Genomic DNA, 21,080 nt, shown 5'->3' with positions numbered 1-21,080 from the left:
ATTTAATTTTTATTTAATGATAATAAAACCACGAAGGTTTAAACGTCGATTGACGCTTGCTTTTGGTGGTTTTTTTTATTGCAACAAAGGGGGAATAGGGGTTTGTTAAAGGATATAGTTAAAAAGTTGTTGCAGTTTATTTTAGTAATGTTTTTATTATCTTTTGTGGTTTTTTATATGGCAAGACTTGCTCCAGGAGACCCATTAATTTCTTACTATGGAGATGGTGTAGAAAGAATGAGTACTCAAGAAAAAGAAAATGCTATGAAAAAACTTGGTCTAAACGAACCAATATACAGTCAATATATAAAATGGATTTCAGATGCATCAAAAGGAGAATTTGGGATTTCATTTAAATATAAGCAAAATGTTACTTCTGTTATAAATGATGTTTATATAAATACTATCATATTAGGTGGTTCAGGATACATACTTACCTTTGTTCTAGCATTACTTTTAGGAATTTTTTGTACATTGCATGAAGATAAGCTTATAGATAGGGTTATATGTAAACTAGGTACGATAACCAATTGTATTCCATCATTCTGGGTTGCTTTAGTACTTATACTTATATTCAGTATAAATCTAAGTATACTTCCAAGTAGTGGAGCTTATTCAATGGGAGAGGAATATAGTATATCAAGTAGGATATCTCATTTAATATTACCTCTTACAGTACTTATATTGAGCCATTTATGGTATTACACATATATGATAAGAAATAAATTGCTAGAAGAAATAAGAGAAGATTATGTATTGCTATGTAAAGCAAAAGGTTTAAACAATAGAACCATTGTTTTTAAGCATTGCCTGAGAAATATAATGCCATCATATATAAGTATCATGGCTATTTCAATACCTCATATATTAGGAGGAACTTATGTAGTTGAAAAGGTTTTTTCTTATCCAGGGTTAGGAACTCTTTGTTTTGAGAGTGCAAAGTATCACGATTATAATATGCTATTAGTTTTATGTCTAATAACAGGAGCTTTAGTGGTATTTGGAAATATGCTAGCTCAAATTATAAACAATAAAATAGACCCTAGAATGAAGTACGATAGAGGTGATAACAATGAAGCCGCAATGTAGTGATTTTGAGATTGTAGGAGAAAATTATATTTCAGTAGTAAAAGATGAACAAATAGAAATAAAAAAAACTCTGTTTGAAAAATTTAAACAGTTACCATATATATCAATCATAATTTTATCCATTATAGTTATTGGAAGTGTATTTTCATCTTTGATAATGACACATGAGCCAACATATATGGATTTAGTAAGTTCTAATTTAGCTCCAAGTAAAGATTTTTTCTTTGGAACAGATTCAATGGGAAGAGATATATATTCTATGATATGGTATGGAGGAAAAATATCTTTATTTATAGGAATATTTTCGACAATAATATCAACTATTATAGGAATTGTTTATGGTAGCATAAGCGGTTCAGCATCTGAGCTTGTAGATGATGCAATGATGAGATTTACAGAAATCATACTTAGTATACCATCAATATTAATTATAATATTTGTACAAGCGATACTTGGGAATTCAAATCCAATATCTATGTCCATAGTAATAGGGATAACAAGTTGGATGAATATATCTAAGATTGTAAGGACTGAAGTTAGACAAATAAGAAATAGTGAGTACATACTAGCAGCTAAAAGTATGGGTGGAGGATTTTTATATATATTAAAACAGCACTTACTTCCAAACTTTGTCGCATCAATAATGTTTATGGTAGTAACAAATATAGGTGCAGCTATTGGAACTGAGTCAACACTAAGTTTTTTAGGAATTGGTTTGCCAATAGAAATTGTTTCTTGGGGAAGTATGCTATCTTTATCAGAAGAAGCACTTCTTTCAAATAGATGGTGGATTATCCTAATTCCAGGTATATTTTTAGTTACTACATTGGTCTGTATAACTAATATTGGTAATTATATAAGAAAGAGCAATAATAAAAAATCAAGTAATTTATAAATCAGCGTTTTAAGTGTTAAATAAGCAAATACTAAGGTATTTGAAATATCTATTTAAATAAATGGGGTCAAAGCTTTAAAAAATATTTATTATTAAAAGCAAAAGGGGGAGCATCATGAAATTAAAAAAATTAAAAGTTTTAAGTCTAGTAATGATACTTAGTCTAATGGCAGGCTGTTCGAGTGCAGGAAATGGGGACAAAAAAACAGATAAACCTAAAGATGGTAAAGTACTTGTTTATGGAAGTAATGACTATACAAGTATAAATCCAGCACTATATGAACATGGCGAAATAAATTCATTGATATTTAATGGATTAACAGCTCATGATGAAAATAATAAAGTAGTTCCTTGTCTAGCAAAAGATTGGAAATTTGATGAAGCAACAAATACATATACTTTTAATTTAAGAGATGATGTTAAGTGGCATGATGGAGAGAAATTTACAGCAAATGATGTTAAATTCACAATGGAAACTATAATGAATCCAGACAATGCTTCTGAAATAGCATCAAATTATGAAGATATAACAAAAATTGATGTAATTAATGATACTACTATAAAAATTGCTTTAAAAGCACCAAATACAGCAATGCTTGATTATTTAACAGTTGGAATATTACCAAAACATGCATTAGAAGGTAAAGATATAACTACTGATGGATTTAATCAAAAACCAATAGGTACTGGACCATTCAAACTTGAAAAATGGGATAAAGGGCAAAGTATAACACTTGTTAAAAATAGTGATTATTTTGTAAAAGAGCCAGGACTGGATAAAGTAGTATTTAAGATTGTACCAGATGACAAAGCTAAAGCAATGCAATTAAAATCAGGTGAATTAGATTTAGCGCAAGTAACTCCTAAAGATATGTCTAATTTTGAGAAAGACGAAAAGAATTTTAAAGTAAATATAATGAAAACTGCAGATTATAGAGGTATACTATATAACTTCAATTCTAAATTCTTTAAAGATGAAAAGACTAAAGGATTACCAAATGCTTTAAGTTATGCAATAGATAGAAAAGCAATAGTTGATAGTGTATTATTGGGTCATGGTGTAGCCGCATATTCACCTTTACAAATGGGACCATATAATAATCCTGATATAGAGAAATTTGAATATAATCCAGAAAAGGCTAAGCAAGAAATTGAAAAATTAGGTTGGAAGTTAGGTTCTGATGGAATATATGAAAAAGAAGGTACTAAATTAGCTTTTGAAATAACAGCTGGCGAAAGTGACCAAGTTAGAGTTGATATGGCTAAAATATGTGCACAACAGCTAAAAGAAATAGGTGTTGATGCTAAAGCTGTAGTTGTAACTGAAACAGATTGGGCTAATCAAGATGCGCACTTAATCGGTTGGGGAAGTCCATTTGACCCAGATGACCATACATATAAAGTATTTGGAACAGATAAAGGTGCAAACTACAGTGCTTATTCTAATCCTACTATAGACAAAATACTTCAACAAGCAAGAGAAACAGAAAATAAAGATGAAAAATTAAAGTTATATAAACAATTCCAAGTAGAGATGACTAAAGATATGCCATATACATTTATTGCTTATATAGATGCTATATATGTTGGAAAACCAAATATAAAAGGTTTAACACCTGATACAGTTTTAGGTCATCATGGTGTAGGGATATTCTGGAACATAGCTGATTGGACAATAGAATAATAGTTAGATTAATTAGAAACCTTAGGGATGAAATATATCCCTAAGGTTTGAATAGCATAGGGGTTGATGGTTTTTGGAACATTTATTGGAGGTTAATAATCTATCTGTAAGCTTTAAAATAGAAGAAGGCGAAGTACAGGCTGTGAGAGATGTGTCCTTTACCCTAAAAAGGGGTGAAACACTAGCTATAGTTGGAGAATCTGGTTGTGGAAAATCTGTATTATGCAAAAGTTTGATAAAGATACTTCCATATAATGGATATATCAAAAGTGGAGAGGTTCTATTTAAATCAAAGGACTTAGTTAAAAAATCTGAGAAAGAAATGGAAGATATTAGAGGAAGAGATATATCAATGATATTTCAAGACCCTATGACATCTTTGAATCCAACCATATCAATAGGAAAGCAAATAACTGAAGCTATAGTAATCCATCAAGGCATAAGTAAAAGTGAAGCTAAGAAAAGAGCTATAGAGCTTATTGAATTAGTTGGGATAGATAATCCTGAAAAAAGATTTAAACAATTTCCGCATCATTTTTCAGGAGGAATGAGGCAACGTATAGTAATTGCTATAGCACTAGCTTGTAATCCAGAAGTATTGATTGCTGATGAGCCTACAACAGCCTTGGATGTGACTATACAAGCTCAAATAATTGACTTAATAAAAGAACTACAAAATAAAATAGGCTTATCAATAATATTTATAACTCATGATTTAGGTGTAGTTGCAACTATGGCTGATAGGATAGCAGTTATGTATGCAGGTAAGATTGTAGAAATAGGAACAGTAGAAGATATATTTTATGACCCTAGACATCCATATACTTGGGGATTATTAGGTTCATTACCTACTTTAGATTCACAAGAAGATTATTTGTATAATATACCTGGAATGCCTCCAAATTTATTAAATCCTCCAAAGGGGGATGCATTTGCAGTAAGAAATAAAAATGCTCTTAGGATAGATTATGAAAAGGAGCCACCAATGTTTAAAATTAATGATACACACAGTGCAGCAACTTGGTTATTGCATCCAGATGCACCTAAAATAAATATACCAGTTAGGGTAAATGGTGGAAGGGTGATTTCTAATGAATAAAGAAAAAATACTAGAAATAAAAAATTTAAAACAATATTTTCATTTGGATAAAAGTACTATTGTAAAAGCAGTTGATGATATAAGTTTTGATATATATAAAGGAGAAATATTTGGTTTAGTAGGAGAATCTGGTTCAGGAAAATCTACAACTGGTAAAACTATAATAAAGTTACATGAGCCTACTGGTGGAGACGTAATTTATAAGGGAAATTGTATCTCAGATAAAAAATCATATAAATTTGTAAAAAAAGATGTAAATAAAAGTATGCAGATTATTTTTCAAGATTCTACCTCATCATTAAATCCTCGTATGACAATTGGAGATATAATTTCAGAGCCACTTAAAATTCAGGGTGTCTGTAAAAATAAAGCAGAAAGACTGGATAAAGTCTATGAGATGTTAAATTTAGTGGGACTTGATAGAAGCTATGCAAATAAATATCCTTCTGACTTTTCAGGTGGGCAAAGACAACGTATTGGTATAGCTCGAGCTCTTTCAGTAGACCCAGAGTTTATAATAGCTGATGAACCGATAGCCTCTTTAGATGTGTCTATACAAGCACAAATAGTAAATTTATTTAAAAAATTACAGAAAGAAAAGAATTTAACTTGTTTGTTTATAGCGCATGATTTATCTATGGTGAGACATATTAGTGACCGTATAGGAGTTATGCATAATGGAAAATTAGTAGAATTAGCGAATTCAGAAGAGTTGTATAATAATCCTATACATCCATATACAAAGTCTTTACTTTCTGCAATTCCTATTCCTGACCCAAGATATGCTAAGGTAAGAAATAGAGTGGAATATAATTATAGTATGTATAATTGTTCAAGTGATGAGTTATCAAGTTGGATTGAGGTTTCAGATGGTCATTTTGTATATGCTTCTAAATCAGATATAAATAAATACCAACAAAATTTAAAAGTTGTTTAGTGTAAAAACCATTCTAGGTAAGAGTTGCTTATTTAGAGTGGTTTTTATGTATGTAAATTTATGTGTAAAAGTGTAAGCTTTAGAACGTTCCCTTTAATTATTATATTTAAAAATTTTATGATTAAAGTGTTAGCAAGTAGCATATTATTTTATAAAGGTTTATATAAAATACTTAAAATTGTTCTATATTTTGTCTTTAAATATATTAATATTAAAAAATTTACACTTTTAACAGGATTTATGTAAGTGTTTATAGAAATAAATAAGTATGTACATAATACATAATTATTTTTTATAATTCTAAAATAAAAGAATGGAGAGATAGCTATGAAGTGGAGAGATTATGCTGATGATGTAAACTTATTTGAGGATTTTGATAGAAGTATCAAACCTCTAACTGACGAACAAAGAAAGAAAAATATAAACACTTTAATTGCATATTTTTCAAAAGAAGTTCCTTCTAAAATATACAATTTATCAAATGATGAAATCAAGCCTAGAGATATACTTAGAGGACTTCTTAATGTATATCCACCAAAAGAAATTGCTCCAGAGATACTTAGTATGTTACATAACTTATTGTTAATTGAATGTGAAGAAAGAGAGTTAGTAGATGTAAATGATATAGAAGAAGTTGAGGAAGGCATTGCTATATGGAGAGGCAATATAACTAATTTAAAAGCAGATGCAATAGTAAATGCTGCAAACAATAAGCTATTAGGATGTTTACAACCATTACATTTATGTGTAGATAATGAGATACATTCATGCGCAGGTCCTAGACTTAGAGAAGATTGTGATAAAATAATAAAAAAACAAGGACATTTAGAATATACAGGAGATGCTAAAATAACTAGAGGTTATTGTCTACCTGCAAAATTTGTAGTACACACTGTTGGACCTATTGTATCTGGTGGTCAGCCAAGCAAAGAACAGGAAAAACAATTACTACATTGCTACAAATCATCTCTAAATACTATAAGAGAAATTGATGAAATAAAGAATATCGTTTTTTGTGGTATTTCTACAGGGGTATTTGGATATCCAAAAAAAGAAGCAGCTAATCTTGCTGTAAATAGAGTGAGATTATGGCTAAAAGAAAATCCTGAGAAAAATTTAAAAGTTGTATTTAATGTATTCACAGAAGAGGAAGAAGAAAAATATAGAAGAATATTTAGATAGCACTTGCCAATAAAGTATCTAGTAATATTTATTAGATAAGGCAATAGCTTATAAATATTAATGATTGATAAAATATAATTTGTAATTTTAGTAGATTAATAGGTATAATAGAAATCATAAGAGTAGTATAAGTAGCGATTGTATTACTTTTAAAAAACAAAATATAGGAAAATTAAATGGTAAATAAATATGAAAAATAGTTTTAAGAATTATATTAGTTTAAGAAATAAGGTAATAATTGTATCAGTTGTATTTCTGTTAATACCCTTAATCATATCGTATATATTTGGCAAATTGGTGTACGATAGCTCAGTTGGCTCAGAACAGTTAATAAAAAAAGAAGATGTATTAAAAGTATTTTCTAAGAGGAAAGATAAGCCCTTAGATAAATTGAAAAACTACAAGACAGATGAGCTGATGATACAAAGCTCTAATAATTACAAACTTGAAAGTCTTTTTATGAATTCAAATATAAAAACAAAAAATACTATTATAATTGTTCATGGAATGGGAAGTAATCACTATGAAATGCTAAAAATAGCATATGAATACTTAGATAAAGGTTATAATGTATTGATTTACAATCAAAGAAATACTGGTAATAGTGGAGGCGACAATTATACATTTGGTCTTTATGAGAGATATGATTTAGATAGTATAGTTAAGTTTGTAAAAAATAAATTCCCAGATGGTAAATTGGGAATCCATGGATTTTCTATGGGTGCAGGAACAGCTGCTATGCATACAGCTATAAACTCAGAAAGTCAAGAGGTCGATTTTTATATATTGGATTCTCCATATTCTGAAATGAAGGATGCCATTAGAATGGGAGTAATAGAAAAACATATACCAAATGTATTAGTAAATTATGTCGTAGCATGTGGGGATGTGTATAATAAATTTAAATCTGGATTTTGGTATAGTGATGTAGAACCATATAAGGCAATCGAAAAGAGTAATGTTCCTATACTATTTATACATGGAACAAAAGACACTGTTTGTAATTATCAAAATAGCCAAACCATGTATGACTTAGTCAAGCATAATAAAAAAGAGCTATGGCTCATAGAAGGTATTGAACATGTTGCTGGATATGACTCTGATAGTAGAGCATATTTCAATAGAATTTTTAGGTTTATAGATAGTAGTATTATCAATTAATAGAAATTAGTTGTATATTTTAATAGCTTATTTTATTACAAAATAAATAAGCTATTTTTCATATTAAATATAAATATTTAATATGAATTAATTGATTATGAAAATGAAAATAACTACCAATTAAATTCACCTGTACCTCAAATAAAAGAGTTAGTATTATATACAATAAAATCTAACGAAAAGAGAGGTAGTATATATGAAAAACAAAAATAATAAAGAAAAAGGCATGTTGAATATGAGAGTATTAAGAGTTTTGGGATTACTATTAATATTTTTTGACTATACAGGAGATACTTTAAATTTTTATAACTTTTTTGCTAAACCCTTAGTATCAGGAAGTTTATATCAATCAGGAGGAGCTGATTATATAGTATTATTGTTATTTGTTACAGAATGTGTATACTTAGTTGGAAGATACATATTAAAAGTTAAAATAAATTGGAGTGAAGTTATTGAAAATGAAAAAGATAATTTTATTAATAATTTATTAGTTGAGAAGATACAAGAAGAAAGCAACTTTGTATATAACCTATTAAACTCATTTATTTTACCGCATGTATACAAGATAGGAAAATTATTCATATCAAAAACACATAATATGTTAATCTACATTAAGGAAAATTACTATTATGTAAATATATATTAATATATTTAACTATTTAGTATATTGAATTTTATATGTAGCTACCAAGATGAACAATATAAGTTTTTATGATAGACTGAGTTTTTTGATGTACGTTTTTGGCATACATAAAAATCGCAATTTACTTTACAATTAATTTATAAATCATGTAAAAATAGATTGCGATTTTTATTTTTAAACTTCTGCTATGATTTTGCCTGTGTCAATCAAATCATATCCACCAAGACCTTGAAGTTCGGCCTTAAATTCAGCTGAATTAATTATACTAATTATAGTTTGGTAGACAGGGTTTTTCAAGTCTTCTTTTTTAATAACCAAATCATAACGTTCCTTGTGAAGAGGAATAAAGTCAATATTGTTTACTTGTAGAGCAGCTTTTTCATTGCCTAATCCAACATCAGCTATACCACGAGAAACCTTGCTTGCTACACCTAAATGCGATAATTCTTCATTATAATAACCATTTATATCATTGCCATTAAAATTTAAAAGTCTAAGTTTGCCATCAAGCAAAACTCTAGTTCCAGCCCCTTTTTCTCGATTTACAAGTGTTATATTTGGTCTGGTTAAATCATTCCAACCTTTTATTTCCTTAGGATTTCCTTTAGCAACATAAAAACCTTGCATTCTATATGCTAGATTTATAAGTACACATGGGATTCCTGGCAATAGTTTTTTAACAAAAGTACTATTATATTCGTCTGTTTCAAAATCCCATAGATGGGATGATGCTATAGAAACCCTGCCATTATATAATTCATATAAAGCATTATAACTTCCTATATAAGAGCGAAATGTATTTACTCTATCTAATCTTTTTTCAACAGACCTAGCTAAAATGTCTAATATTACATCTTGACCAGAAATAATAATTTTACGATTATTATCAATATCTATATTTTTATTGTTAAAATGTGTATCTTTAATTTTACCAGTTTTTTGATTGTTGATATATTCTTCGACATCTTTAATATCAACTCTTATTTTTTTACCTACTTTGTAAGAAGGAAGTTCACCTCTTTTGATTAATTCATATACAGTATTTTTTGTTATCTTTAATAATTCAGCTACTTCAACAGGTGTCAAAGATGATAATGAGTCCATAATCCACCTCCATATAAGGTTATTTTAACATTAAAAAAAGAAAAATGTAGAAAAATATTTAAAAGTAATATAAATAATTTACTTGAAAATTTATTAGCAGGTATATATAATTAAGTTATACATAACAAAACATGATAAAACATGATAAAACGAATTAAAATATGTATCAAATTTACAAAAAGGGAGAGTATTATGAAAAAAATATTGGGAATATTAGGATTAGTTGCATGTTTAACTTTGGGGACAGTTGGATGTAGTAGTAAAGAAAGTCCAAAAGATGATGGTAAAGAAGAAAAAACAAATAAAAGCAGTGAGACAGTAGAACTAAACATATCTGCTGCTGCAAGTTTAAAAGAAGCAATGGCAAAAATTGAAGAAGAATACAAAAAAGTTGATTCCAATGTAAAGCTTACAGTTAACTATGGAGCATCAGGTTCACTTCAACAGCAAATAGAACAAGGTGCACCATGTGATTTATTTATTTCAGCAGGTCAGAAACAAATGAAAGCTTTAGATGAAGAAAAGTTATTGGTTTCTGATACTATGAAAGATTTAGTTAAAAATGATTTAGTTCTTATTTCTTCAGCTGATAGTGATGTATCTAGTATGAAAGACTTAACTACAGATAAAGTAAAGAAAATTGCAGTTGGAGAAGCTGAAAGTGTTCCAGCAGGTAAATATGCAGATGAAGTATTAACTAATTTAAATTTAAAAGATACATTAAAAGATAAATTGGTGTTTGCGAAAGATGTAAAAGAGGTTTTAGCATGGGTGCAATCAGGTAATGCAGATGTTGGATTCGTTTATTTTAGTGACACTGTGAATAATGATAAAATAAAAGTAGTTGAGAAAACAGATGAAAAAACTCATTCACCTATTACATATCCAGTTGCAGTAATTGAAGCTAGTAAAAATGCAGATGCTGCTAAGAAATTTGAAGAATTCCTGTTGAGTGATGCAGGACAAAAGATTTTTGAGGAATTTGGATATAAAAAAGTAGAATAAGCTTACAAATAATTTATATGTAATTAAAAAGAAGTTGTATATAAATAAATGAAAATTGAAAATAATTGTATATTATAATAAAATGGAAATAGTGAAATTAATATATTTATTAATTTCACTATTTCCATTTAAATTAAGGAGGGAAAAAATGGGGACAGATTGGTCACCTTTATGGATATCACTTAAGACAGCTTTTTTGTCAACGATAATAACTTTTATAATAGGAATATTTGTGTCATATATTATGGCTAACTATAGAGGTAAGTGGAAAGGTATTATAGATGGTATCTTTACACTTCCATTAATTTTGCCACCCACAGTTGTTGGATTCTTTTTATTGTTGTTATGTGGGAAAAATGGCTTTGTAGGTAAATTTTTACTGAATTTTGATAAAACCTTAATATTTAGCTGGACAGCAACTGTAATCTCAGCAGTAGTAGTATCTTTTCCTATGATGTATAGAACTTCAAGGTCAGCTTTTGAACAAATTGATAGCAACATGTTGTCTGCTGCTAGAACCTTAGGTCTTAATGAATGGAAAGTTTTTTTAAAGATTGCAGTACCATTAGCTTGGCCTGGGATAATAGGTGGACTTGTGTTGTCGTTTGCTAGAGCACTTGGAGAATTTGGTGCTACACTTATGATAGCTGGAAATATACCTGGAAAAACTCAAACTATGCCAATCGCTATATTTTTTGCAGTTGAAGGTGGAGATATGAATAAAGCTATGATGTGGGTTATGATTATTGTAGCGATATCTATAGCAATGATTTTATTATTAAATTATTGGTCAGAATTCCAGCAGAAAATAATAGGAAAGAGGTGCAGATAGTTGAGTTTATATGTAGATATTGAAAAAGATTTATCCTCTTTTAAATTAAAAGTAAAAATTGAACAGGAAAAAGGAATTTTAGGATTTTTAGGTGAATCTGGTTCTGGAAAAAGTATGACATTAAAATGTATAGCAGGACTTGAAAAACCTACAAGAGGTAAGATTATATTAAATGAAAGAGTATTGTTTGATTCTGAAAAAAAGATAAATTTATCAACACAAGAAAGAAACATTGGTTTTTTATTTCAAAACTATGCATTATTTCCTCACATGACTGTAAGCCAAAATATCGAACTTGGTCTTTCAAAGTTAAGTAAAGATGAAAAAAAGGAAATAATAATGAAATATTTAGAAATACTTAAATTAAATGGATTTGAGGGTCGATACCCTTGGCAATTATCTGGTGGTCAGCAACAAAGAGTAGCACTAGCTAGAGCCTTAGCTACATCTCCAGATATACTACTTTTAGATGAACCTTTTTCTGCATTAGACCATCATTTGAGAAGTAATATGGAAAAAGAACTTATGAATATGTTAAAAGATTATAAGGGAGATATATTGTTTGTTACTCATGATATTGAAGAAGCTTACCGAGTTTGTGATGATATTATGGTTTATAATAAAGGAGAAGGTCTTCCAAAAAGACCTAAAAAAGAACTATTTGAGTCTCCAAAATATCTTATAGAAGCAAAAATAACAGGATGTAAAAATATATCTCGATTAAATAGAATAGATAACAATACTATTTATGCTACAGATTGGGGATGTAAGTTGACATTAACTGGAAACATAGGTGATAATATAGAATATGTGGGAATCAGAGAGCATCATATTAAGGTTTTAGATTCTAGTGAAAATTTAGATGGCAAGTTATGTTTTAGACTAATTAACATTATAGAAAATCCATTTACATACACTATATATGCTATAAACAATAATTTATCTAGCAAAAGTATGCCTATTCAGATAGAATTAGAAAAAAACAAAATGAAATTTGATAAGGGAGACAGCATTTATTTAGATTTTCCACAGGAATATTTATTTTGCTTTAAGTACAATTGCAAAGAAAAGGAGTAATTTATATGACTGAAAAAGAAAAAATGTTGTCAGGGAAAGGTTACTATGCAAATGATGAATTGCTAGTAAAAGAAAGAGAGTATTGTAAAAAATTAACTAGGTTGTTTAATAACTCTTTGGAAGATGAATATGAAAAAAGAGTGGATATTTTAAAAAAACTATTTGGTTCAGTTGGGAATCAAATAAATGTTGAACAAAATATAAGGTGTGACTATGGATATAATATACATGTAGGTGAAAATTTCTTTGCAAACTATGACTGTATTTTTTTAGATGTATGTAAAATTGAAATTGGTGATAATGTAATGTTAGCTCCAAATGTTCAAATTTATACAGCTTATCATCCAATTGAGGCACAGCTTAGAATTTCAGGAATAGAGTATGGTTCACCTGTAAAGATAGGAGATAATGCATGGATAGGTGGAGGCGTGATTATAACTCCAGGAGTTACTATAGGTGATAATGTGGTAATAGGTGCAGGAAGTGTAGTGACAAAAGATATACCATCAAATACTGTAGCCGTTGGAAATCCATGTAGAGTAATAAAACATATAGAAGAATAATTTTATTTATATAAATAAGTTAAGATTATTAATATATTATCTTTGGATAAGAAATATATCAATGTAAAATTGAATAGACAATATATTAAAATAAAAATATATGCCTGTTTTTATGTTTGGAAAGATTCATAGAAACAGGCATATTGATTGTATATAAAAATATCATTAAATTTTACTTTATTTTCATGTTTTATATTAATTAGAGTGGTCAAATTATTTATTTTCAGTTTTAATATAAACTATGTTCTTGTCAGAAGGTTTATCTAGAGAAAGTGCCTTTAGAGTATCTTCATTAATAATTAAATTAGTTTCTTCTAAACTTGTTATAGGCATATCTGAAACTTTAGATTCTCCTTTTAGGACCTTAACAGCCATCTCACCAGTCTTATAACCTAATTTTTCATAATCTATACCTTGGCAAGCTAATGCTCCACCTTTTACCATACCTTCCTCTGCAGCTATTATAGGTATTTTATTTTTAGTAGCAAGTTGAGAAACGATAGGCATAGAAGATGCAAGTAAATTATCTGTAGGAGCATAAATAACATCTACGCTACCCATTAAACTAGAAGCAGCTTGATTTATTTCACTAGAAGAACTAATTCCTTTTTCAACAACTTTAAGACCTTTATCATTTGCATATTTCTTCAAGTTATCAACTTGAACTTTAGAATTTACCTCACTAGTATTATATATAACACCTATAGTCTTTGCTTGTGGGATTAGTATATCAAGAGCCTTTAAACTCTTATCAATAGGTGTAAAATTAGAAGTTCCAGAAACATTTTTACCTGGTTTATCTAAAGAATCTGCAAATCCAGCTGAAACAGGGTCAGTTACAGCAGTTATAAGTATAGGTATATCTTTAGTAGCATTGTATGATGCCTGAGCAGATGGAGTAGATATAGCAAATATCAAATCTTTTTTATCAGAAACAAATTTACTAGCTATAGTTTGTGTAGTAGGCATATCATTTTGAGCATTTTGATAATCTATTTCTATATTTTTACCATCTTTAAATCCATTATCTTCTAGAGCTTTAATGAATCCTTCTCTGGATGCATCTAAAGCTTGATGCTCAACTAACTGAGTAATACCAATTTTTTTAATTTCATTATTTTTATCAGATGATTTATTTGACTCACCTTCATTATTTTTAGAACAACCTGTAATGGTAGATACACTAAGAACACCAATTAAAATTAAATTTATCAACTTACTGGACTTCATTTTGACCACTCCCTCATAAAAATCTATTATATTTATTCTTGTTTAGTTTTTACATAAGAAATATTTTCATTAGAAGGTTTTTCCATACCTAAAGCTTTTAGTATATCTTCATTAACAATGATATCTGTATCATCTGATGTAGCTACAGGCATATCAGAAACTGATTCACCATTTAAAATTTTAACAGCCATTTCACCTGTTTTGTAACCAAGTTTTTCATAGTTTATACCTTGACAAGCAAGAGCACCTTTTTCAACTGGACCAGATTCAGCTGCTATAACTGGAATCTTATTTTCAGTAGCTATTTTAGAAACTATTGGCATAGAAGAAGCTACTAAGTTGTCAGTAGGAACATATAAAACATCTATCTTACCAACTAAGCTAGAAATTCCCTGATTGACTTCATTTGAAGTAGTTATTCCTTTTTCAACAACTTTAAAACCATTTTTAGAAGCATATTCTTTTAAAGCATCAACTTGAACTTTTGAATTAACTTCACTAGTATTGTACATAACTCCTATAGTCTTTGCTTTAGGAGCAAATATTTTAAGTAGTTCTAATCCTTTTTCTACAGAAACAAAGTCTGATGTTCCAGATACATTTCCACCTGGTTTTTCAATTGATTTAACTAAGCCAGCAGCGACAGGGTCACTGACAGCAGTTATAAGTATAGGTATATCCTTAGTTGCATTATAAGCTGCTTGAGCAGATGGAGTAGATATTGCAAATATTAAGTCCTTTTTATCAGATGCAAATTTACTTGCAATACTTTGTGTAGTAGGCATATCATTTTGAGCATTTTGGAAATCTATATCAATATTTTCTCCATCTTTAAATCCATTTTTTTCTAAGGCTTTTACAAATCCTGTTTTAGTAGCATCCAATGCTGGATGTTCAACCAATTGAGTTATACCAATTTTTTTAACTTCTTTGTCTTTAGAGTTATTTTCTTGTTTAGAATTGCTAGAGTCTCCACCTTGTGAACATCCTGTAAGCATAGATATTCCAAGAGCACCAGCTAAAATTAAACTTACCAATCTTTTTTTATTAATCATTTTTATATCCCCCTCGAAAATTTTATTATTATATATGTTCATATATTCATATAAATGGTCGTAGTATTGCTAAAAATATTATGACTTTAAAATTATTTTATAAATAAACTAATTTGTAACTAAGCTAAAATTAAATTATCATAATATATACTTTTAAACAGCATATTCAAATTTTTCTAAGATTTCTTCAACTGTTAATTCTTCTTTTTCTTTTCCCTTTACATCTAAGACAACTTCACCTTTATGGAGCATAATTAATCTATCTCCATATTGAAGAGCATGCTTTAAGTTGTGAGTTACCATAAGTGTAGTTATATTTTTTTCTCTTACAATTTTATCGGTTAATTCAATTACCTCATTTGATGTTTTTGGGTCAAGAGCTGCTGTATGCTCATCAAGTAATAAAACTGAAGGACTTGTTAAGCATGACATAATTAGTGAAAGTGATTGTCTTTGACCTCCTGATAAAAATTGTACTTGTACGTCTAGGTATTTTTTTAAATCTAGAGAAACTCCTTCTAATAAATTTTCTAGAAAATCTCTTTTATAACGAAGACATTTTTTTAGATTTAATAACTTACCTTTATTAAGAGCCAAAGATAAATTTTCTCTAACTGTCATAGAGGGACAAGTTCCTAAACTTGGGTCTTGAAAAACTCTACTTACTATTTGAGTTCTTCTATGTTCAGCCAAATTAGATAAATTGTGTTTATTTAATAATACTTGGCCAGAAGATTCTTTTATAAGACCCGATATTATATTTAATAAAGTGGATTTACCAGTTCCATTGCTACCTATGATACTTACAAATTCACCGTCTTCTATGTCAATTGATAAATTTTCAAATATAGTATTAGGTTGACCGTATGGATTTGGGAAACTCTTTGAAAGATTTTTAATTTGTAACATCTATAACACCTCTTTTTTCAGATTTATTTTTGGTACTAGCCTTGTACTTGTTTTTTTTTAGTGAGATATTTAAGTTACCAGTAGCTAAGAAAGCTATTATAACTATGGCAGTTATCAGTTTTAAATCAGTTGATAACATACCTAAACTCATTGCAAAGTATATAGTGAATTGGTATATGAAAGAACCAACAATTATTGCAGTAGTATTTTTAATAAAAGTGAATTTCTTAAATAATGTAATACCAATTATGATAGATGCAATTCCAAGTACTAAAGTTCCGATACCCATATTTACGTCTGAGAATCCTAAGAATTGAGCCATCAAACTACCAGATAAAGCTATAAGTCCATTTGAAATCATAAGCCCTAATATTTTTATAGAACCGATGTTTATACCCAAAGATTTAATCATTTGAGAGTTGTCACCAACACCTTTTAGAGTGTATCCAAGACCTGTCTTTAAGAATAAATCCAAAAGTACTTTACAGATAAGTACAAATGCTAGAGCTAAAACTATAGGAGATATTTCTCCATTGAATAAATGCTTAAAACTAAATAGTGGGATATTTGATTTTCCCATTATTCTTAGGTTGATAGAGTAGAGCATTCCCATAACTAAAATACCAGAAAGTAAGTTAGATATTTTAAATTTAATGTGAAGTATACCAGTTACAAGACCAGCAATACAACCACATAAAATAGCCATTAAAGTTGCTACTATAGGAGAAATCCCATTAGTAAGAGAAAATGCTACAATAGAAGCTCCCATTGTGTAGCTACCATCAGCAGACATATCGGGAAAATCTAAGATTTTGTAAGTTATATAAACCCCCAGTGCCATGATTGATAAAATTAAACTTTGCGTCATTACAGATATAATACCTGACATAAATAAAACACTCCTTTAAAAATATTTTTATAATTTTAATTATTTGTTAATTTTGTATATAAAAAAACCACATAGTATACACAACTATGTGGTAAAAACACGAATAAGCCACATAGTATAATCTATGTGGCTCTTATATAGTTAAATGAAAACTCTATAAACAATATAGCCTACATAGATACAATCCCAAAGTTTTGCTAGTCTTAAGGGGTCTGTATCTATGTTAAAACGTAGGTACAAACCCTAGAAATAGTGGCTATAGTAATAATAATATTTTTTATTGTTTAATAAAGTATTCATAATTATCTCTCCCTTTTAATATTTTAATTAGTCAGAAAATTATATGTATTCTTGACTTGTTATAAATTATAAATTATACAATAATAAAAGTCAACTGCTAAATTTAATTAAGATACTACATAGTGTATACTTGGAATTTTTAAAAGAGAATGTATCAATTGGAAAAAACGTTATCCTAAACTTATAAATTGAATGGGAATTTTGTGAAAAAATATTTAATTAAAGAAAAATGTGGAATGAAGATAAAGCTGTAGATATTAAAATTTATAAAAAAAAGCTGTCTAAGAAATTTAAATTTCTATTTAGACAGCTCAAATAATGATTAGAAAGTTATATAACTTTCATAATCTGTCGTCAAAATAGACGACTTTATGGAAAATGAATAACTTTATATGCAATAAATTGCTACAATAAGTACAATTTTCAAAGGGTTAGGGTGGATAAGAGTACTTACTATATAAAGTTTTCATATTACCTACTTTTTTGAATTTACTACATTTTACTCTGCAGATTTTGCATTTTTATCTGACTTTATATACTTTATATTATCTGCTGATAGCTTTTGCATGTCAAGTGCTTTTAGTGTATCTTCATTGATTATTATTTCAGTTTCATCTAACATAGCAACAGGTATATCACCAACAGGTTTACCCTCTAACACTTCAATAGCAAGTTCTCCAGCCTTGTAACCTAGTTTTTCATAGTCTATTCCACAACAAGCTAAAGCACCAGATGATACAGAGCCTTCTTCAGAAGCTATTATAGGTATTTTGTTTTCGTTAGCTACTTTAGAAACTATAGGCATAGAAGAAACTATTAAATTATCAGTAGGAACATATAAAACATCTATTTTGCCAACTAAACTAGAAATAGCTTGGTTAACTTCACTTGAAGAACTGATTCCTTTTTCAACAACTTCATAATTATTTTTCTTAGCATAATCATGTAGAGAATCAACTTGTATTTTTGAATTAACTTCACTAGTATTGTATATAACGCCTATTTTCTTTGCTTTTGGAGTTAAAGTTTTAACCAATTCAAGTGTTTTATCAATTGAAAGATAATCTGATGTACCTGAAACGTTTCCACCTGGTTTTTCAAGAGATTTAACCAAGCCAGCCTCTACAGGGTCTGTAACAGCAGTCATGATTATAGGTATATCTTTAGTAGCATTATAAGCTGCTTGAGCTGAAGGTGTAGATATAGCATATATCAAATCTTTTTTATCAGATACGAATTTACTTGCAATACTTTGTGTAGTAGGCATATCATTTTGTGCATTTTGGAAGTCTATTTTTATATTATCTCCATCCTTATAACCTTTATCTTCTAGTGCTTTTATGAATCCCTGTTTTGCCTTATCTAAAGATGGATGTTCTACTAATTGAGTGATTCCTATATTTTTTATTTCTTTCTTGTCTGTTTTTTCATTGTCTTTTGAAGCATCTGAGCCTCCATTTTGAGAACATCCAGTGAGCATAGATATTCCAAGAGTACCAGCTAAAATTAAACTTACCAATCTTTTTTTATTAATCATTTTTATATCCCCCTCAAAAATTTTATTATTATATATGTTCATATATTCATATGAATTATTGTAGTATTGCTAAAAATATTATGATTTTACAATTATTTTATAAATAAACTAATTTGTAACTAAGCTAAAATTAAATTATCATAATACATACTTTTAAACAGCATATTCAAATTTTTCTAAGATTTCTTCAACTGTTAATTCTTCTTTTTCTTTTCCCTTTACATCTAAGACCACTTCACCTTTATGGAGCATTATCAATCTATCTCCATATTGAAGTGCATGCTTTAAGTTGTGAGTTACCATAAGTGTAGTTATATTTTTTTCTCTTATAATTTTATCAGTTAATTCAATTACTTCATTTGATGTCTTTGGGTCAAGTGCTGCTGTATGCTCATCTAATAATAGAACCTTAGGGCTTGCTAAACTAGACATAATTAGTGAAAGTGATTGTCTTTGACCTCCTGAAAGATATTGTACTTTGATATCTAAGTATTTTTTTAAATCTAGAGAAATTCCTTCAAGTAAGTGCTCTAAGTCATTTGTTTTATGACGAAGACATCTCTTTAAATTTAGCAATTTCCCCTTATTAAGAGCCAAAGATAAATTTTCTCTAACTGTCATAGAAGGACAAGTTCCTAAGCTTGGGTCTTGAAAAACTCTACTTACTATTTGAGTTCTTTTGTGTTCAGCTAAATTTGTTATATTAGTATTATCTAGAGTGATTTCACCAGAGGATTCTTTTAATAATCCCGATATTATATTTAATAAAGTAGATTTACCAGTTCCATTACTACCTATGATACTTACAAATTCACCGTCTTCTATACTAAGGGATAAATTTTCAAATATAGTATTAGGTTGACCATATGGATTTGGGAAACTCTTTGAAATATTTTTAATTTGTAACATCTATAACACCTCTTTTTTCAGATTTATTTTTGGTACTAGCCTTGCACTTGTTTTTTTTTAGTGAGATATTTAAGTTACCAGTAGCTAAGAAAGCTATTATAACTATGGCAGTTATTAGTTTTAAATCAGTTGATAACATACCTAAACTCATTGCAAAGTATATAGTGAATTGGTATATGAAAGAACCAACAATTATTGCAGTAGTATTTTTAATAAAAGTAAATTTCTTAAATAATGTAATACCAATTATGATAGATGCAATTCCAAGTACTAAAGTTCCGATACCCATATTTACGTCTGAGAATCCTAAGAATTGAGCCATCAAACTACCAGATAAAGCTATAAGTCCATTTGAAATCATAAGCCCTAATATTTTTATAGAACCGATGTTTATACCCAAAGATTTAATCATTTGAGAGTTGTCACCAACACCTTTTAGAGTGTATCCAAGACCTGTCTTTAAGAATAAATCCAAAAGTACTTTACAGATAAGTACAAATGCTAGAGCTAAAACTATAGGAGATATTTCTCCATTGAATAAATGTTTAAAACTAAATAGTGGGATATTTGATTTTCCCATTATTCTTAGGTTGATAGAGTAGAGCATTCCCATAACTAAAATACCAGAAAGTAAGTTAGATATTTTAAATTTAATGTGAAGTATACCAGTTACAAGACCAGCAATACAACCACATAAAATAGCCATTAAAGTTGCTACTATAGGAGAAATCCCATTAGTAAGAGAAAATGCTACAATAGAAGCTCCCATTGTGTAGCTACCATCAGCAGACATATCGGGAAAATCTAAGATTTTGTAAGTTATATAAACCCCCAGTGCCATGATTGATAAAATTAAACTTTGCGTCATTACAGATATAATACCTGACATAAATAAAACACCCCTTTGAAAATATTTTAAAATAATTTTTTAAATATAATTGAAAATTAAATTTTGGATATAAAAAAACCACACAGTACAT

General features: G+C 28.7%; 20 protein-coding genes. 12 read left to right on the top strand and 8 right to left on the bottom strand.

Annotated elements, in window-relative coordinates:
• Positions 1-147: 147 nt before the first annotated feature.
• From JJC01_16030 to JJC01_15995, 8 genes are all read left to right on the top strand, one after another.
• Positions 148-1,089, top strand: a complete 942-nt coding sequence (locus JJC01_16030; protein UDN60194.1) for an ABC transporter permease — start codon at positions 148-150, stop codon at positions 1,087-1,089.
• Positions 1,073-1,984, top strand: coding sequence for an ABC transporter permease (locus JJC01_16025; protein UDN57664.1), 912 nt, complete (start codon positions 1,073-1,075; stop codon positions 1,982-1,984). Before JJC01_16030 ends, JJC01_16025 begins: the two co-directional genes overlap by 17 nt.
• A gap of 115 nt (positions 1,985-2,099) precedes the next feature.
• On the top strand, positions 2,100-3,668 hold the full coding sequence (locus JJC01_16020) for an ABC transporter substrate-binding protein (protein UDN57663.1): 1,569 nt from the start codon (positions 2,100-2,102) through the stop codon (positions 3,666-3,668).
• 73 nt (positions 3,669-3,741) lie between these two features.
• Positions 3,742-4,767 (top strand): ABC transporter ATP-binding protein, encoded by a 1,026-nt coding sequence (locus JJC01_16015; protein UDN57662.1) that lies wholly within the window; start codon positions 3,742-3,744, stop codon positions 4,765-4,767.
• Positions 4,760-5,704 (top strand): ABC transporter ATP-binding protein, encoded by a 945-nt coding sequence (locus JJC01_16010; GenBank protein UDN57661.1) that lies wholly within the window; start codon positions 4,760-4,762, stop codon positions 5,702-5,704. Before JJC01_16015 ends, JJC01_16010 begins: the two co-directional genes overlap by 8 nt.
• A 327-nt stretch (positions 5,705-6,031) precedes the next feature.
• Positions 6,032-6,886, top strand: coding sequence for a protein-ADP-ribose hydrolase (locus JJC01_16005; GenBank protein ID UDN57660.1), 855 nt, complete (start codon positions 6,032-6,034; stop codon positions 6,884-6,886).
• Between the two features lie 189 nt (positions 6,887-7,075).
• Entirely contained in the window at positions 7,076-8,047 is a 972-nt protein-coding gene (locus tag JJC01_16000) for an alpha/beta hydrolase (protein ID UDN57659.1), read from the top strand.
• Positions 8,048-8,243: 196 nt separating this feature from the next.
• Complete coding sequence (locus JJC01_15995; GenBank protein UDN57658.1) at positions 8,244-8,693, top strand: hypothetical protein; 450 nt, start codon at positions 8,244-8,246, stop codon at positions 8,691-8,693.
• Between the two features lie 171 nt (positions 8,694-8,864).
• Here the strand turns inward: JJC01_15995 and JJC01_15990 are convergent, their stop codons facing one another.
• The gene (locus JJC01_15990) at positions 8,865-9,794 is read right to left on the bottom strand and encodes a helix-turn-helix transcriptional regulator (protein UDN57657.1); all 930 of its coding nucleotides are present in this window, start codon (positions 9,792-9,794) and stop codon (positions 8,865-8,867) included.
• Positions 9,795-9,986: 192 nt separating this feature from the next.
• Between JJC01_15990 and modA the strand changes: the two genes are divergently transcribed.
• From modA to JJC01_15970, 4 genes are all read left to right on the top strand, one after another.
• On the top strand, positions 9,987-10,799 hold the full coding sequence (modA, locus tag JJC01_15985; GenBank protein UDN57656.1) for a molybdate ABC transporter substrate-binding protein: 813 nt from the start codon (positions 9,987-9,989) through the stop codon (positions 10,797-10,799).
• A 148-nt stretch (positions 10,800-10,947) separates the two neighbouring features.
• On the top strand, positions 10,948-11,631 hold the full coding sequence (gene modB, locus JJC01_15980) for a molybdate ABC transporter permease subunit (protein UDN57655.1): 684 nt from the start codon (positions 10,948-10,950) through the stop codon (positions 11,629-11,631).
• Complete coding sequence (locus JJC01_15975; GenBank protein ID UDN57654.1) at positions 11,632-12,708, top strand: ATP-binding cassette domain-containing protein; 1,077 nt, start codon at positions 11,632-11,634, stop codon at positions 12,706-12,708.
• A 5-nt stretch (positions 12,709-12,713) separates the two neighbouring features.
• Complete coding sequence (locus JJC01_15970; protein UDN57653.1) at positions 12,714-13,271, top strand: sugar O-acetyltransferase; 558 nt, start codon at positions 12,714-12,716, stop codon at positions 13,269-13,271.
• 213 nt (positions 13,272-13,484) lie between these two features.
• On the opposite strand, the gene JJC01_15965 is transcribed toward JJC01_15970, so the two are convergent.
• The 7 genes from JJC01_15965 to JJC01_15935 all read right to left on the bottom strand — a co-directional run bounded on the left by JJC01_15965 (position 13,485) and on the right by JJC01_15935 (position 20,989).
• Positions 13,485-14,501 carry an ABC transporter substrate-binding protein gene (locus JJC01_15965; protein ID UDN57652.1) on the bottom strand — a complete coding sequence of 339 codons (1,017 nt, stop codon included), beginning with the start codon at positions 14,499-14,501 and terminating at the stop codon, positions 13,485-13,487.
• Between the two features lie 32 nt (positions 14,502-14,533).
• Complete coding sequence (locus tag JJC01_15960; GenBank protein UDN57651.1) at positions 14,534-15,556, bottom strand: ABC transporter substrate-binding protein; 1,023 nt, start codon at positions 15,554-15,556, stop codon at positions 14,534-14,536.
• A gap of 153 nt (positions 15,557-15,709) precedes the next feature.
• Complete coding sequence (locus JJC01_15955) at positions 15,710-16,465, bottom strand: ATP-binding cassette domain-containing protein (protein ID UDN57650.1); 756 nt, start codon at positions 16,463-16,465, stop codon at positions 15,710-15,712.
• Entirely contained in the window at positions 16,452-17,354 is a 903-nt protein-coding gene (locus JJC01_15950) for an ABC transporter permease (protein UDN57649.1), read from the bottom strand. Before JJC01_15950 ends, JJC01_15955 begins: the two co-directional genes overlap by 14 nt.
• Positions 17,355-18,153: 799 nt before the next feature.
• The gene (locus tag JJC01_15945) at positions 18,154-19,191 is read right to left on the bottom strand and encodes an ABC transporter substrate-binding protein (GenBank protein UDN57648.1); all 1,038 of its coding nucleotides are present in this window, start codon (positions 19,189-19,191) and stop codon (positions 18,154-18,156) included.
• Between the two features lie 153 nt (positions 19,192-19,344).
• A complete protein-coding gene (locus JJC01_15940; GenBank protein UDN57647.1) occupies positions 19,345-20,100 on the bottom strand; it encodes an ATP-binding cassette domain-containing protein in 756 nt (251 codons plus the stop codon).
• On the bottom strand, positions 20,087-20,989 hold the full coding sequence (locus tag JJC01_15935) for an ABC transporter permease (protein ID UDN57646.1): 903 nt from the start codon (positions 20,987-20,989) through the stop codon (positions 20,087-20,089). The genes JJC01_15940 and JJC01_15935 overlap by 14 nt, the downstream gene beginning before the upstream one ends.
• Positions 20,990-21,080 lie beyond the last annotated feature (91 nt).

This window comes from Clostridioides sp. ES-S-0010-02 (assembly GCA_020641055.1).
GTDB lineage: Bacteria > Bacillota > Clostridia > Peptostreptococcales > Peptostreptococcaceae > Clostridioides.
Note: the sequence above shows the minus strand (reverse complement) of the source record. Positions and strands in the feature narration are given on the sequence as shown.

Coding starts and splice junctions, on each gene's coding strand:
- JJC01_16010 (UDN57661.1), top strand. CDS start 4,760: ATGAATAAAGAAAAAATACTAGAAATAAAAAATTTAAAACAATATTTT.
- JJC01_15995 (UDN57658.1), top strand. CDS start 8,244: ATGAAAAACAAAAATAATAAAGAAAAAGGCATGTTGAATATGAGAGTA.
- JJC01_16025 (UDN57664.1), top strand. CDS start 1,073: ATGAAGCCGCAATGTAGTGATTTTGAGATTGTAGGAGAAAATTATATT.
- modA (UDN57656.1), top strand. CDS start 9,987: ATGAAAAAAATATTGGGAATATTAGGATTAGTTGCATGTTTAACTTTG.
- JJC01_16020 (UDN57663.1), top strand. CDS start 2,100: ATGAAATTAAAAAAATTAAAAGTTTTAAGTCTAGTAATGATACTTAGT.
- JJC01_15970 (UDN57653.1), top strand. CDS start 12,714: ATGACTGAAAAAGAAAAAATGTTGTCAGGGAAAGGTTACTATGCAAAT.
- JJC01_15940 (UDN57647.1), bottom strand. CDS start 20,100: ATGTTACAAATTAAAAATATTTCAAAGAGTTTCCCAAATCCATATGGT.
- JJC01_15935 (UDN57646.1), bottom strand. CDS start 20,989: ATGTCAGGTATTATATCTGTAATGACGCAAAGTTTAATTTTATCAATC.
- JJC01_15955 (UDN57650.1), bottom strand. CDS start 16,465: ATGTTACAAATTAAAAATCTTTCAAAGAGTTTCCCAAATCCATACGGT.
- JJC01_15945 (UDN57648.1), bottom strand. CDS start 19,191: ATGATTAATAAAAAAAGATTGGTAAGTTTAATTTTAGCTGGTACTCTT.
- JJC01_16005 (UDN57660.1), top strand. CDS start 6,032: ATGAAGTGGAGAGATTATGCTGATGATGTAAACTTATTTGAGGATTTT.
- JJC01_15965 (UDN57652.1), bottom strand. CDS start 14,501: ATGAAGTCCAGTAAGTTGATAAATTTAATTTTAATTGGTGTTCTTAGT.
- JJC01_16030 (UDN60194.1), top strand. CDS start 148: ATGTTTTTATTATCTTTTGTGGTTTTTTATATGGCAAGACTTGCTCCA.
- JJC01_16000 (UDN57659.1), top strand. CDS start 7,076: ATGAAAAATAGTTTTAAGAATTATATTAGTTTAAGAAATAAGGTAATA.
- JJC01_15990 (UDN57657.1), bottom strand. CDS start 9,794: ATGGACTCATTATCATCTTTGACACCTGTTGAAGTAGCTGAATTATTA.
- JJC01_15950 (UDN57649.1), bottom strand. CDS start 17,354: ATGTCAGGTATTATATCTGTAATGACGCAAAGTTTAATTTTATCAATC.
- JJC01_15960 (UDN57651.1), bottom strand. CDS start 15,556: ATGATTAATAAAAAAAGATTGGTAAGTTTAATTTTAGCTGGTGCTCTT.
- modB (UDN57655.1), top strand. CDS start 10,948: ATGGGGACAGATTGGTCACCTTTATGGATATCACTTAAGACAGCTTTT.